This window comes from Pseudomonas gozinkensis (assembly GCF_014863585.1).
Lineage (GTDB): Bacteria > Pseudomonadota > Gammaproteobacteria > Pseudomonadales > Pseudomonadaceae > Aquipseudomonas > Aquipseudomonas gozinkensis.
On record NZ_CP062253.1, the window covers coordinates 635584 to 649786 of the forward strand.

The 14203-nt window shown below is 61.4% G+C and carries 12 protein-coding genes; 11 read left to right on the forward strand and 1 reads right to left on the reverse strand.

The genetic code is table 11. The features are described 5' to 3' along the window. Positions 1–11 precede the first annotated feature (11 nt). Complete coding sequence (gene queG, locus IHQ43_RS02735; protein WP_192563287.1) at positions 12–1094, reverse strand: tRNA epoxyqueuosine(34) reductase QueG; 1083 nt, start codon at positions 1092–1094, stop codon at positions 12–14. Between the two features lie 63 nt (positions 1095–1157). Here queG and IHQ43_RS02740 point away from each other — a divergent pair, with 63 nt between their 5' ends. From IHQ43_RS02740 to IHQ43_RS02790, 11 genes are all read left to right on the forward strand, one after another. Continuing rightward, the gene (locus IHQ43_RS02740) at positions 1158–2657 is read left to right on the forward strand and encodes an NAD(P)H-hydrate dehydratase (protein WP_192563288.1); all 1500 of its coding nucleotides are present in this window, start codon (positions 1158–1160) and stop codon (positions 2655–2657) included. Continuing rightward, complete coding sequence (gene tsaE, locus IHQ43_RS02745; protein ID WP_007950729.1) at positions 2645–3115, forward strand: tRNA (adenosine(37)-N6)-threonylcarbamoyltransferase complex ATPase subunit type 1 TsaE; 471 nt, start codon at positions 2645–2647, stop codon at positions 3113–3115. The genes IHQ43_RS02740 and tsaE overlap by 13 nt, the downstream gene beginning before the upstream one ends. A gap of 51 nt (positions 3116–3166) precedes the next feature. Next, the gene (locus IHQ43_RS02750) at positions 3167–4546 is read left to right on the forward strand and encodes an N-acetylmuramoyl-L-alanine amidase (RefSeq protein ID WP_425220299.1); all 1380 of its coding nucleotides are present in this window, start codon (positions 3167–3169) and stop codon (positions 4544–4546) included. Further along, positions 4543–6450: a DNA mismatch repair endonuclease MutL gene (gene mutL / locus IHQ43_RS02755; protein ID WP_192563290.1), complete on the forward strand. Its 1908-nt coding sequence runs from the start codon at positions 4543–4545 to the stop codon at positions 6448–6450. The genes IHQ43_RS02750 and mutL overlap by 4 nt, the downstream gene beginning before the upstream one ends. Next, positions 6450–7421 (forward strand): tRNA (adenosine(37)-N6)-dimethylallyltransferase MiaA, encoded by a 972-nt coding sequence (miaA, locus tag IHQ43_RS02760; RefSeq protein WP_192564942.1) that lies wholly within the window; start codon positions 6450–6452, stop codon positions 7419–7421. The genes mutL and miaA overlap by 1 nt, the downstream gene beginning before the upstream one ends. 93 nt (positions 7422–7514) lie before the next feature. Further along, positions 7515–7775 (forward strand): RNA chaperone Hfq, encoded by a 261-nt coding sequence (hfq, locus tag IHQ43_RS02765; RefSeq protein ID WP_007902656.1) that lies wholly within the window; start codon positions 7515–7517, stop codon positions 7773–7775. 12 nt (positions 7776–7787) lie between these two features. Further along, on the forward strand, positions 7788–9089 hold the full coding sequence (hflX, locus tag IHQ43_RS02770; protein ID WP_192563291.1) for a ribosome rescue GTPase HflX: 1302 nt from the start codon (positions 7788–7790) through the stop codon (positions 9087–9089). A 96-nt stretch (positions 9090–9185) separates the two neighbouring features. Beyond that, entirely contained in the window at positions 9186–10355 is a 1170-nt protein-coding gene (gene hflK / locus IHQ43_RS02775) for an FtsH protease activity modulator HflK (protein ID WP_085685164.1), read from the forward strand. Next, positions 10355–11224 carry a protease modulator HflC gene (hflC, locus tag IHQ43_RS02780; RefSeq protein WP_007950723.1) on the forward strand — a complete coding sequence of 290 codons (870 nt, stop codon included), beginning with the start codon at positions 10355–10357 and terminating at the stop codon, positions 11222–11224. The genes hflK and hflC overlap by 1 nt, the downstream gene beginning before the upstream one ends. A gap of 313 nt (positions 11225–11537) precedes the next feature. Next, positions 11538–12725: an ATP phosphoribosyltransferase regulatory subunit gene (locus IHQ43_RS02785; protein WP_011332186.1), complete on the forward strand. Its 1188-nt coding sequence runs from the start codon at positions 11538–11540 to the stop codon at positions 12723–12725. Between the two features lie 54 nt (positions 12726–12779). Further along, positions 12780–14069 carry an adenylosuccinate synthase gene (locus tag IHQ43_RS02790; RefSeq protein ID WP_007950715.1) on the forward strand — a complete coding sequence of 430 codons (1290 nt, stop codon included), beginning with the start codon at positions 12780–12782 and terminating at the stop codon, positions 14067–14069. Positions 14070–14203 lie beyond the last annotated feature (134 nt).

Genomic DNA, 14203 nt, shown 5'->3' on the forward strand with positions numbered 1-14203 from the left:
GCGTGAGGGGGTTACTCCGGGTTCTGTTGTCCCCGCTCTGAATGCCGGTTCAACGCCCACTCCACATGCTCCCTGACCAGCTCCGACGGATAATCCCGTCGTGCCTTCAACGCTTCCAGCACTGGAATCGTTGAAGGCGCATTCCCCAGCCCCACTGCCAGGTTGCGCAGCCAGCGCTCATAACCGGCTCGCCGCAACGGCGAGCCTTCGGTACTACTTAAAAACGTGTCTTCATCCCACATAAACAGCTCGGCCAACTCGGCATTGTCCAGATTGTGCCGTGGCTTGAAGTCGCTTTCGCCGGACGGTCGGGCGAAGCGGTTCCACGGGCAGCAGATCTGGCAGTCGTCGCAACCGAACACTCGATTGCCGATCAGCGGTCGCAGGTCTTCGGGAATGGCGTTCTTCAGTTCGATGGTCAGGTAGGAAATGCAGCGCCGTGCATCCAGCACATACGGGCCGACGAAGGCGTTGGTCGGGCAGATGTCGAGGCACGCGGTGCATCGTCCGCAATGTTCGGTACTGTGCGGTTCATCCACTGGCAGCGGCAGGTCGACGAACAGTTCGCTGAGAAAGAAGTAACTGCCGGCCTTGCGGTTGAGCACCAGGGTGTTTTTGCCGATCCAGCCCAGGCCCGCCTGTTCGGCGATGGCCTTTTCCAGCACCGGCGCACTGTCGACGAAGGCGCGGAAACCGAACGGGCCGATTTCGGACTGAATCCTGTCTGCCAGTTGTTGAACGCGTTTACGGATCAACTTGTGATAATCGCGGCCCAAGGCATAACGCGAGATGTAGGCTTTTTCCGGTTTGGCCAGCAATTGCGCCATTTGCGTGTCGCCCGGCAGGTAGTCCATGCGCAGCGACACCACGCGCAAGGTGCCCGGCACCAGCTCTTCGGGGTGCGAACGTTTGCTGCCATGGGCGCCCATGTAATCCATTTCGCCGTGGTAGCCAGCCTCGAGCCAGCGTTGCAGGTGCTGTTCATGCTCGGCCAGGTCCAGACCGCTGATGCCGACTTGCTGGAAGCCCAGCTCGCGGCCCCAGTCCTTGATGGATTGGGCGAGGGCAGGCAGATCTGTGGTGATGGCGGACATGAGGCAAGAGAAACCGGAGCTGAGGTGCGTATAATTCTGCCAGACATCGGAGCCCGAAGACGCATGCCGCACACTAAAGATCAATTACCCGACGCGCTGTACCGTGCCGCGCAGGTGCGGGAACTCGACGCACGGCTGATCGCCGCCGGCACGCCGGGCTTCGAATTGATGCAGCGTGCCGCTCATGCCACCTGGCGCGCACTGGTGCGCCAATGGCCGGCCGCGAATGAAATGACGGTACTGGCGGGGCACGGCAACAACGCCGGCGATGGTTATCTGGTGGCGGCGCTGGCCCATCGGGCGGGTTGGCAGGTTCAGGTACTGGCTGTCGGCGACCCGCAACGTCTGAAGGGCGATGCCGCCGTGGCCCACGCCGAAGCCGTGGCCGGTGGTGTCTCGATTGCTCCATGGGATCTCTCCTGCGAGTTGCGCGGTATCGTCGTTGACGCGTTGCTCGGCACCGGCCTGAGCGGTGAGGTGCGTGAGCCCTATGCCGCTGCGATTGCGGCGATCAATGCCAGCGGACTGCCGGTGGTGGCGGTCGATATCCCTTCCGGATTGTGCGCCGATACCGGTCATGCGCTGGGTGATGCGGTGTACGCCGACCTCACCGTGACTTTCATCGGCCTGAAGCTCGGGCTGTTCACGGGCGCGGCAGCGGATCACGTCGGCGAACTGCTGTTTAACGATCTGCAGGCTTCGGCCGAAAACTTCAGTGACATTCCTGCCGCCGCTCAACGGCTTGATGTGGCTAACCTGCCGCGTCTGGCTGCTCGTGCGCCCGCTGCGCACAAGGGGCGATTCGGTCATGTGCTGCTGGTCGGTGGCGATCACGGCTTTGGCGGGGCGATTCTGCTCAGCACCGAAAGTGCCTTGCGCAGCGGGGCCGGCATGGTTTCGCTGGCGACCCGTCCGGAACATGTGCCGGCGGCGCTGAGCCGGATACCGGAAGCCATGGTGCTGGGCACTTCTTCGGCCAATCAATTGATGGGGCTGCTGGAAAAGGTGTCCGTGCTGGTGGTCGGGCCAGGGCTGGGTCAGGCCAGTTGGGGCAGGGCGCTGTTGTCGGCCGCTGCCAATGCCTCGCTGCCGCAGGTGTGGGATGCCGATGCGCTGAACCTGCTGGCCTCCGGTCTTGTCAGTTTGCCCAAGGGTTGCGTGATCACGCCGCATCCGGGTGAGGCGGCGCGCCTTCTGGGGATCAGCACCGCCGACGTGCAGGCCGATCGTCCGGCGGCGGCGCTGGCGTTGAGCGAAAAATATACAGCGGTAGTGGTGTTAAAGGGCGCCGGCAGTCTTATCGCCGATCCCGACAGACGTCTGGCTTTGTGTCATCAAGGCCATCCGGCCATGGCCACTGCCGGGCTTGGCGATGTACTGGCCGGCCTGATCGGCGCGCTGCTGGCCCAGGGCATGAATGCGTTCGACGCGGCTTGTCTGGCTGTCTGGCTGCACGCCAACGCCGGTCTGCAACAAGGTAAATTCGGCCGTGGGCTGGCGGCCAGTGATCTGATTCCAGCCATTCGTCAGTTGTTGGAGGAGCATGCACCGTGTCTGAAGTAACCCTTTATCTGGCCGATGAACAGGCCATGAGCGACTTTGGCGCACGCATCGCCCGTATCACACAGGGCCATGGCCTGATCTTTCTTGAAGGCAACCTCGGGATGGGCAAAACCACGCTGTCGCGGGGCATCATTCGCGGTCTGGGGCACGTCGGGGCGGTGAAAAGTCCGACCTTCACCCTGGTCGAACCCTACGAAATCGGCGACGTGCGCGCGTTTCACTTCGACCTGTATCGTCTGGTCGATCCGGAAGAGCTGGAGTTTCTCGGCATTCGCGACTATTTCGAAGACGACGCCCTGTGCCTGATCGAATGGCCCGATAAAGGTGCAGGCTTTTTGCCAAAGCCTGACCTGACCATTACCATTAGCCCGCAAGACAGCGGACGTTCGCTGACCATTTTATCCCAGGGCTCGCGCGGCGAGGCCTGGTGTGCCGCTTTGGCATTGGAAACCAATTGAATGATGGGGTTAGGTATGCGCTTTCGCGCGTTGGTGGCTGCCGCTGGACTGATGTTGATGGCAGTAACCGTCAACGCCGTGGCCGACACGAAGGTCAACAGCGTGCGCCTCTGGCGGGCGCCGGACAATACGCGACTGGTATTTGACCTGACAGGCCCGGTGCAGCACAGCGTCTTCACGCTGACCGCGCCGGATCGTCTGGTGATCGATATCAACGGCGCCACCCTCGGCGCGCCGCTGAATGTGCAGACCGCCAACACGCCGATCACTGCCATGCGCTCGGCCCAGCGCACGCCGACCGACCTGCGGGTGGTCATCGACCTCAAAAAAGCTGTCACCCCGAAAAGCTTCTCGCTGGCGCCGAATGCGCAGTACGGCAACCGTCTGGTGGTCGACCTGTTCGACAACCCGTCCGACGCCGCACCGCCGCCTGCGCCGACGCCGTCGGTCGCAACCGTTCCGGCGGTGCCGGTCACCCCGGCCGAACCCGCGATCAAACTGCCACCGGCACCCGCCGGCAAGCGCGACATCATTGTGGTCATCGACGCCGGTCACGGTGGCGAAGACCCGGGTGCGTCGGGCTCGCGCGGCCAGCGTGAAAAAGACGTGGTACTGCAGATCGCCCGTGAGCTCCAGCGTCAGGTCAACGGCATGAAAGGCTTCCGCGCCGAACTGACCCGTACCGGCGACTACTTCATCCCGCTGCGCGGCCGTACTGAAATTGCCCGCAAGAAGGGCGCCGACCTGTTCGTCTCGATCCACGCCGACGCCGCGCCGTCTGCGGCCGCGTTCGGTGCCTCGGTGTTCGCCCTTTCCGACCGTGGTGCCACCTCGGAAACTGCCCGTTGGCTGGCCGACAGCGAAAACCGTTCCGACCTGATCGGCGGTGCCGGCAACGTCAGCCTCGACGACAAGGACCGGATGCTCGCCGGCGTTCTGCTCGACCTGTCGATGACCGCCTCGCTGACCTCCAGCCTCAACGTCGGCCAGAAAGTCCTGACCAACATTGGCCGGGTCACCCCGCTGCACAAGCAGCGCGTGGAGCAAGCCGGGTTCATGGTGCTGAAGTCGCCGGACATCCCGTCGATCCTGGTGGAAACCGGCTTCATCTCAAACGCCAACGAAGCTTCGAAACTCTCGGCCGCGAGCCACCAGCAGGCGCTGGCGCGTTCGATCAGCAGCGGCGTGCGCCAGTTCTTCCAGCAGAATCCGCCACCGGGCACTTACATCGCCTGGTTGCGCGATTCGGGCAAAATCGCTCAAGGGCCGCGTGATCACCGAGTGGGTCCGGGTGAGACCGTGGCGATGATTGCCGTGCGGTATCAGATCTCGCCGGCTACGCTGCGCAGCGCCAACAATCTGAAAAGCGATGATTTGAAAGTCGGTCAGCACCTGACCATTCCCGGCACCGAACTGGCGTCCAAAGAATGAATCAGGTCCTGAACGCTGCCCGCATCGAACTGCTCAGCCCGCGGCTGGCGAACCAGATCGCCGCCGGCGAGGTGGTCGAACGCCCGGCCTCGGTGATCAAGGAGCTGCTGGAAAACAGCCTCGACTCCGGCGCCAGGCGTATCGACGTCGATGTCGAACAGGGCGGCGTCAAACTGCTGCGGGTGCGTGACGACGGCAGCGGTATCTCTGCCGATGACTTGCCGCTGGCTCTGGCCCGTCACGCCACCAGCAAGATCCGCAACCTGGAAGACCTCGAACAGGTGATGAGCCTGGGTTTTCGCGGCGAAGCCCTGGCTTCGATCAGCTCCGTGGCACGCCTGACCCTGACTTCGCGCACCCGCGATGCTGATCAGGCCTGGCAAGTCGAGACCGAGGGGCGCGACATGGCACCCCGCGTGCAGCCGGCGGCGCACCCGGTCGGCACCTCGGTGGAAGTCCGTGACCTGTTCTTCAACACCCCGGCACGACGCAAATTCCTCAAGACCGAAAAAACCGAATTCGATCACCTGCAAGAAGTGATCAAGCGTCTGGCGCTGGCGCGTTTCGACGTGGCGTTCCATCTGCGCCACAACGGCAAGATCATCCTCAGCCTGCACGAGGCCCACGATGATGCGGCCCGCGCCCGGCGTGTGGCGGCGATCTGCGGTTCGGGTTTTCTTGAGCAGGCCTTGCCGATCGAGATTGAGCGCAATGGCCTGCACCTGTGGGGTTGGGTCGGTCTGCCGACCTTCAACCGCAGTCAGGCGGACTTGCAGTATTTCTTCGTCAACGGCCGCGCGGTACGCGACAAACTGGTGGCTCACGCGGTGCGTCAAGCCTATCGCGATGTGTTGTTCAATGGCCGGCATCCGACGTTCGCACTGTTTTTCGAGGTCGATCCGGCAGCGGTCGACGTCAACGTGCACCCGACCAAACACGAAGTGCGCTTCCGTGACGGGCGCATGGTGCATGACTTCCTGTATGGCACCTTGCACCGTGCGCTCGGTGATGTGCGGCCGGAGGATCAGCTTGCCGGTTCGGTCACCACCGCGATCGTCCGGCCAACCGGCCTTGAAGCCGGTGAATTCGGGCCGCAGGGCGAAATGCGTCTGGCGGCCAACGCGTTGCTGGAGCAGCCGCAGGCGCAGCCGGCCTTCAATACCTCGTCGGGCGCCAGCGCTGGCGGCGCTTATCAGTATCAATACACGCCGCGTCCGCAATCGACCGTGCCGGTTGCCGAGGCGCAGGCTGCGTATCGCGAGTTTTTTGCGCCGCTGCCCGAAGCGAATGCCAACGCGCTGCCGGCCGGTCAGGAAGACATTCCGCCGCTGGGCTACGCGCTGGCGCAGCTCAAGGGCATCTACATTCTGTCCGAGAACGCCCAGGGTCTGGTTTTGGTGGACATGCACGCCGCTCACGAGCGGATCATGTACGAGCGGCTGAAGATTGCCATGGCCAGCGAAGGCCTGAGTGGCCAGCCGCTGCTGGTGCCGGAATCGCTGGCGGTCAGTCAGCGCGAGGCCGATTGCGCTGAAGAGCATGCGGCATGGTTCCAGCGCCTCGGTTTTGAATTGCAGCGCCTTGGCCCGGAAACCCTGGCCATCCGGCAGATCCCGGCCCTGCTCAAACAGGCCGAAGCCAACCGTCTGGTGGGCGACGTATTGTCGGATCTGATGGAGTACGGCACCAGCGACCGCATCCAGGCCCATCTGAATGAACTGCTCGGCACCATGGCCTGCCACGGCGCGATCCGCGCCAACCGGCGCCTGGCCCTGCCGGAAATGAACGGCCTGCTACGCGACATGGAAAACACCGAGCGCAGCGGTCAATGCAACCATGGCCGACCGACCTGGACCCAGCTGGGCCTGGACGATCTGGACAAACTGTTCCTGCGCGGTCGTTGATGAGCCAGCTTCCTCCAGCGATTTTCCTGATGGGCCCGACCGCTGCGGGCAAGACCGACCTGGCCATCGAGCTGACCAAGGTGCTGCCGTGCGAGCTGATCAGTGTCGATTCGGCGCTGGTCTATCGCGGCATGGACATTGGCACCGCCAAGCCTTCCAGGGAACTGCTGGCTGAGTATCCTCATCGTCTGATCGACATTCTCGATCCGGCCGAAGCGTATTCTGCAGCGGATTTCCGTCGCGATGCACTGGTGGCCATGGCCGAGATCACCGCACGCGGAAAAATTCCGCTGCTGGTGGGCGGCACGATGCTCTATTACAAGGCTTTGATCGAAGGCCTTGCGGACATGCCGGCGGCCGATCCTGAAGTTCGCGCGCAGATCGAAGAAGAGGCTGCACGCCTTGGCTGGCAGGCCCTGCACGATCAACTGGCGATAATCGACCCAGAGTCGGCGGCACGCATCCATCCGAACGATCCGCAACGACTGAGTCGTGCGCTGGAAGTTTACCGGGTCAGCGGTCAGAGCATGACTGAACTGCGGCTGAAGCAATCTGTACAAAGTACCGAAGCGGCCGCATCGGGACTGCAACAATTGCCCTATACTGTCGCGAACCTGGCGATTGCTCCAACTAATCGGCAGGTACTGCACGAGCGCATTAAACAAAGATTCACAAATATGCTGGAACAGGGATTCATCGACGAGGTCGTAGCCCTGCGTAATAGAAGTGACCTGCATGCCGGGTTGCCGTCTATACGTGCGGTAGGCTACCGCCAGGTCTGGGACTTCCTGGATGGCAAGCTGACGTCGGCCGAGATGCAGGAGCGGGGCATCATCGCCACGCGCCAATTGGCCAAACGCCAGTTCACCTGGCTGCGCAGCTGGAAAGATTTACACTGGCTCGACAGTCTGGATTGCGACAATCTGCCACGCGCCTTGAAATACCTTGGGACGATCTCCATATTGAGCTGAGTCCTTGCAATTGCCGTCTATCCTTGGGGGTGTGGCGGCAAAAGCCATCTGTTTACCTATTTTTTATATTGAATCCTTAAAGGAGTGCGGCACATGTCAAAAGGGCATTCGCTACAAGACCCTTACTTGAATACTTTACGTAAAGAGAAAGTGGGGGTTTCCATCTACCTGGTGAACGGGATCAAACTGCAAGGCACGATCGAGTCGTTCGACCAGTTCGTTATCCTGCTGAAAAACACCGTCAGCCAGATGGTTTACAAACACGCTATCTCTACAGTCGTGCCGGTTCGTCCAATTCGTCTGCCTAGCGCAACCGAATCCGAAGCAGGTGACGCTGAGCCAGGTAACGCCTGATAGGAGTCTCCTTTGTTCTTTGAGCGCCACGGTGGTGGTGAACGAGTCATCCTCGTTCACTTGGATGGACAGGACCCTGAGGCGCGCGAAGATCCGCAGGAGTTTCAGGAACTGGCAAATTCGGCTGGCGCCGAGACCGTTGCGTTTTTTAACGTGCCGCGTCATCGGCCAACCGCCAAATACCTGATTGGCAGCGGCAAGGTCGAGGAACTGCGCGACCTGGTCCACGCCGAAGAAGCCGATCTGGTGATCTTCAATCACGTCCTCACGCCCAGTCAGGAACGTAACCTCGAACGTGTTTTCGAGTGTCGCGTGATCGACCGTACCGGTCTGATTCTCGATATTTTCGCCCAACGCGCCCGTACCCATGAGGGCAAGCTCCAGGTAGAACTGGCCCAGCTTGACCACATGAGCACCCGGCTGGTTCGCGGCTGGACTCACCTTGAGCGTCAGGGTGGTGGTATCGGCATGCGCGGCCCGGGTGAAACCCAGCTCGAAACCGACCGGCGACTGCTGCGGGTTCGCCTGCGCCAGATCAAGGGCCGGCTGGAAAAAGTGCGTAGCCAGCGCGAACAGTCGCGTCGCGGCCGCTCGCGTGCGGATATTCCTACCGTTTCTCTGGTGGGATACACCAACGCCGGTAAATCCACGCTGTTCAATAACGTGACGAAGTCCGAGGTTTACGCGGCTGACCAACTGTTCGCCACGCTGGACCCGACCCTGCGCCGTCTGGATCTGGACGACCTGGGGCCGATTGTCCTGGCCGACACGGTGGGTTTCATCCGCCACTTGCCGCACAAACTGGTCGAGGCATTTCGGTCTACGCTCGAAGAGTCGAGCAACTCCGACCTGCTGTTGCACGTGATCGATGCGGCCGAACCGGATCGCATGTTGCAGATCGAGCAGGTGATGGTGGTGCTGGGCGAGATCGGTGCCCAGGACTTGCCGATCCTCGAGGTCTATAACAAACTCGATTTGCTTGAAGGCGTTGAGCCACAAATCCAGCGCGATGAAAACGGCAAGCCCCAACGGGTCTGGCTGTCGGCGCGTGATGGCACCGGTCTGGAATTGCTCGAGCAGGCGATTGCCGAGTTGTTGGGCAGCGACCTGTTCGTGGGAACGTTGCGCCTGCCTCAGCGGTTCGCGCGTCTGCGTGCCCAGTTCTTCGAGCTGGGCGCGGTACAGAAAGAAGAACACGACGAAGAAGGGGTCAGCTTGCTGGCCGTTCGATTGCCACGCTCGGAGCTCAATCGACTGGTCAGTCGTGAAGGCGTTGTGCCGACGGAGTTCATCGAGCAACACACTTTGCAATAAAAGCCTGGCAAAGCGGTTGTGCCGCAACGGCAGGCATTCTGTAGCATTGGTCGGCGCGCCGTGGGTGCGTCTTTGCTTTATCAGATGGAGAGCGCTATGGCTTGGAATGAGCCGGGTGGCAACTCGAACAATCAGGATCCTTGGGGTGGCAAGCGTCGCAACAACGGCGACCGCAAGGGGCCGCCGGATCTCGACGAGGCCTTCCGAAAGCTGCAGGAAAGCCTGAACGGGTTGTTCGGTGGTGGAAAAAAACGCGGTGATGACGGTGGTGGCTCGGGCAAGAGCGGCGGCTTCGGCGGCCTGCTCGGCATCGGCCTTGTCGTGCTGGCGGCCGTCTGGCTGTACAGCGCGGTGTACGTCGTGGACGAGCAGGAGCAAGCCGTGGTGCTGCGCTTCGGCAAGTACTACGAGACTGTCGGTCCCGGTCTGAACATCTACTTCCCGCCGATCGACAAGAAGTACATGGAGAACGTCACGCGTGAGCGTGCCTACACCAAGCAGGGCCAGATGCTGACCGAAGACGAGAACATCGTCGAAGTGCCGCTGACCGTGCAGTACAAGATCAGCAACCTGCAAGACTTCGTGCTGAACGTCGACCAGCCGGAAATCAGCCTGCAACATGCGACCGACAGTGCGCTGCGCCATGTGGTGGGTTCCACCGCGATGGACCAGGTGCTGACCGAAGGTCGTGAGCTGATGGCCAGCGAGATCAAGGAGCGTCTGCAACGTTTCCTCGATACCTATCGCACCGGTATCACCGTCACCCAGGTCAACGTACAGAGCGCAGCGGCACCGCGTGAAGTGCAGGAAGCCTTCGATGACGTGATCCGCGCCCGTGAAGACGAGCAGCGTTCGCGCAACCAGGCTGAAACCTACGCCAACGGCGTGGTGCCGGAAGCCCGTGGTCAGGCCCAGCGTATCCTTGAAGATGCCAACGGTTACCGTGACGAAACGGTCTCGCGCGCCAAGGGTGAGGCAGATCGCTTCACCAAGCTGGTCGCCGAGTATCGCAAGGCGCCCGAGGTCACTCGCCAGCGTCTGTACCTGGACACCATGCAGGAAGTCTTCAGCAGCACCAGCAAGGTACTCGTGACCGGCAACAAGAACGGCCAGAGCAACCTGCTTTACCTGCCGCTGGACAAGATGATTCAGAACAGTTCGGGCAGTAATGCGCCGGTCACCGGTTCGGCTGCCGCCAGCAACAACACGGACGTCACGCCGCATGTCACTGACCTGCCGCAGTCGCGTACAAGGGAGACCCGCTGATGAGCAATAAATCGCTGATCGCCCTGATCGTTGGCGTTGTTGTAGTACTGGTTGGCTGGAACTGCTTCTACATCGTCGCTCAGACCGAGCGTGCGGTGCTGCTGCAATTCGGTCGCGTGGTTCAGGCTGACGTTCAGCCAGGTCTGCATGTGAAAGTGCCTTACGTTAACCAGGTGCGTAAATTCGACGCACGTCTGATGACGCTGGATGCACCGACACAACGCTTCCTGACGCTGGAAAAGAAAGCCGTGATGGTCGATGCCTACGCCAAGTGGCGCGTGAAAGATGCCGAGCGCTTCTACACCGCGACTTCCGGCCTCAAGCAGATTGCCGACGAGCGTCTGTCCCGTCGTCTGGAATCGGGCCTGCGTGACCAGTTCGGCAAGCGCACCCTGCACGAAGTGGTGTCGGGTGAGCGCGATGCGCTGATGGCTGACATCACCGCGTCGCTGAACAAGATGGCGGAAAAAGAGCTGGGTATCGAAGTGGTCGATGTCCGGGTCAAGGCCATCGATCTGCCGAAAGAAGTGAACCGCAGCGTGTTCGAACGTATGAGCACCGAGCGTGAGCGTGAAGCTCGCGAGCACCGCGCCAAGGGTAACGAGCTGGCTGAAGGCATCCGTGCCGACGCCGATCGTCAACGACGCGTGCTGCTGGCTGAAGCCTATCGTGAATCCGAGGAGATTCGCGGTGACGGTGACGCCCAGGCCGCTGCGATCTACTCCAAGGCCTACGGTCAGGATCAGGAGTTCTACGGTTTCTACCGTAGCCTTCGTGCCTACCGTGAAAGCTTCGCGAACAAATCCGACGTCCTGGTCCTTGACCCAAGCAGCGACTTCTTCCGTTACCTGGAAAAGTCCAAGCCTTGATACGACGTTGACCTGAATCATTCCGCCCGGCGGCTAAAACCTCGGGCGGGGTGATCCTTTGGGAAAACGTGTGTATGATGCGGCAGCCGGGAAATTCCCGGCTTTTTTGCGTCTGCACGTTTGATTGCTGTTTTTGTTGCAGAAGATCGGGTTGAATGGCCCGACAGTTTTTCGAGGAAAGTGATGGGCGAAGCCGGTAACAGGCCTTTCGCCGCGTCGTTCATGCGCGTGCGTTTTGAACGGGCCGGTCATTTTCTGCTTCACTCAAGGCTCGCCCTCGGGCTGGCCGCCCGGATCTAAGGGGAATGGCGTAATGGCAACGGTAGACCGCTGGCTGCTGCCAGATGGCATCGAAGAAGTACTGCCACCGGAAGCGGCGCGCATTGAAGTCGCGCGTCGTCAGGTGTTGGATCTGTTCCAGAGCTGGGGTTACGAATTTGTCGTGACTCCCCATATCGAGTACCTGGAATCCCTGCTGACCGGCGCGGGCCAGGACCTGGATCTGCGTACCTTCAAGGTCATCGACCCGCAATCGGGCCGGCAGATGGGTTTCCGTGCAGACATCACGCCGCAAGTGGCGCGCATCGATGCGCACACCCTGCGTCGCGAAGGCCCGAGCCGTCTGTGCTACGCCGGCAGCGTGCTGCATGCCCAGCCGCGTGCCTTGTCGTCCTCGCGCAGCCCGATCCAGCTGGGCGCCGAGTTGTACGGCGATGCGAGCCCGAGCAGCGACGTTGAAGTCATCAGCCTGATGCTGGCCATGTTGCAACTGGCCGACGTGCCGGACGTGCACATGGACCTCGGGCATGTCGGCATCTACCGCGGTCTGGCCCAGGCGGCCGGTCTGTCGGGTGAAGTCGAGCAGCAGTTGTTCGACGCGTTGCAACGCAAGGCCATCGACGAGGTCATTACCTTGACCGAAGGCCTGCCTGCCGATCTGTCCGGCATGTTGCGCGCGCTGGTCGACCTGTGCGGCGGCCGCGAAGTGCTGAGCGCTGCCCGCGAGCGTCTGGCCAATGCGCCGGCGCCGGTACTGGCGGCGCTGGAAGATTTGCTGGCGATCGCCGAGCGTCTGTCGGTGCGTTTCCCCGAACTGCCGCTGTACTTCGACCTGGGCGAGCTGCGCGGTTATCACTACCACACCGGTGTGGTGTTCGCGGTGTTCGTGCCGGGTGTTGGCCAGTCCATCGCCCAGGGCGGTCGCTACGACGACATCGGCGCCGACTTCGGTCGCGCCCGTCCGGCAACCGGCTTCTCCACCGATTTGAAAACCCTGGTGACCCTGGGGCGTGCTGAGATCGAGCTACCGTCTGGCGGTATCTGGATGCCTGACAGTACGGATGCGGCACTCTGGCAGCAGGTTTGCCAGTTGCGCAGTGAGGGTCAGCGTGTCGTTCAGGCGTTGCCTGGACAACCTTTGGCCGCCGCCCGTGATGCGGACTGCGACCGGCAATTGATCCAGCAGAACGGGCTTTGGCAAGTATCGCCACTGGCTTCTTGAGTTTTCCTGCCGGCTGACGCCGGCACCAAGTTTGCGCGAATGAGGACAAGTGTTATGGGTAAGAATGTCGTAGTCCTGGGCACCCAATGGGGTGATGAGGGCAAAGGCAAGATCGTTGATCTGCTGACCGAACATGCTGCCGCCGTAGTGCGCTACCAGGGTGGCCACAACGCCGGTCACACTCTGGTGATCGACGGTGAAAAAACCGTCTTGCACCTGATCCCGTCGGGCGTGCTGCGCGAAGGCGTGCAGTGCCTGATCGGCAACGGCGTGGTGGTTGCACCTGACGCCCTGCTGCGCGAGATCACCAAGCTGGAAGAGAAAGGCGTACCGGTGCGCGAGCGCCTGCGTATCAGCCCTTCCTGCCCGCTGATCCTGTCCTTCCACGTGGCGCTGGACCAGGCCCGTGAAAAGGCCCGTGGCGAGCTGAAGATCGGTACGACCGGTCGCGGCATCGGCCCGGCTTACGAAGACAAGGTTGCACGTCGTGGCCTGCGTGTTGGCGACCTGCTCAACATGCCGCGCTTTGAAGACAAGCTGCGTGAACTGGTGGACTACCACAACTTCATGCTGGTCGGGTACTACAAAGAGCCTGCCATCGAGTACGAAAAGACTCTGGCCGAGTGCAAGGAATACGCCGAGCTGCTCAAGCCGCTGATGCTGGACGTGACTGCCGAGCTGCACGACCTGCGTCGCGCCGGCAAAGACATCATGTTCGAAGGCGCCCAGGGTTCGTTGCTCGACATCGACCACGGCACCTACCCGTACGTGACCAGCTCCAACACCACCGCTGGTGGCGTGGCGACTGGTTCGGGCGTTGGCCCGATGTTCCTGGATTACATCCTGGGCATCACCAAGGCTTACACCACTCGCGTGGGTTCGGGTCCTTTCCCGACCGAGCTGTTCGACGAAGTCGGTGCGCACCTGGCCAAACAAGGTCACGAGTTCGGTGCTACCACCGGCCGTGCCCGTCGTTGCGGCTGGTTCGACGCCGTTATCCTGCGTCGCGCTATCGATGTGAACAGCATCTCGGGCATCTGCCTGACCAAGCTGGACGTACTCGACGGCCTGGAAACCATCAACATCTGCACCGGCTACAAAGATGCACAAGGCAACGCCGTTGCGCCGACTGACGCTGACAGCTACGTAGGCCTGCAGCCTGTGTACGAAGAAGTGCCGGGCTGGACCGAATCGACCGTGGGTGCCAAAACCCTGGAAGAGCTGCCGGCTAACGCTCGTGCCTACATCAAACGCGTTGAAGAGTTGATCGGCGCGCCGATCGACATTATTTCGACGGGTCCGGACCGCAACGAAACCATCGTTCTGCGTCATCCGTTCGCTTGATAAGTCGTTGATGTAAAAAACAAAGGCCCCTTCATCGGGGCCTTTGTCGTTTATGCCTGTTGGACGGCATGACCTTTGCTGTGATTCTGTCTACAAGAGTGCCATCAAATTAATGGCGTCAGAAGTAGAGGGAT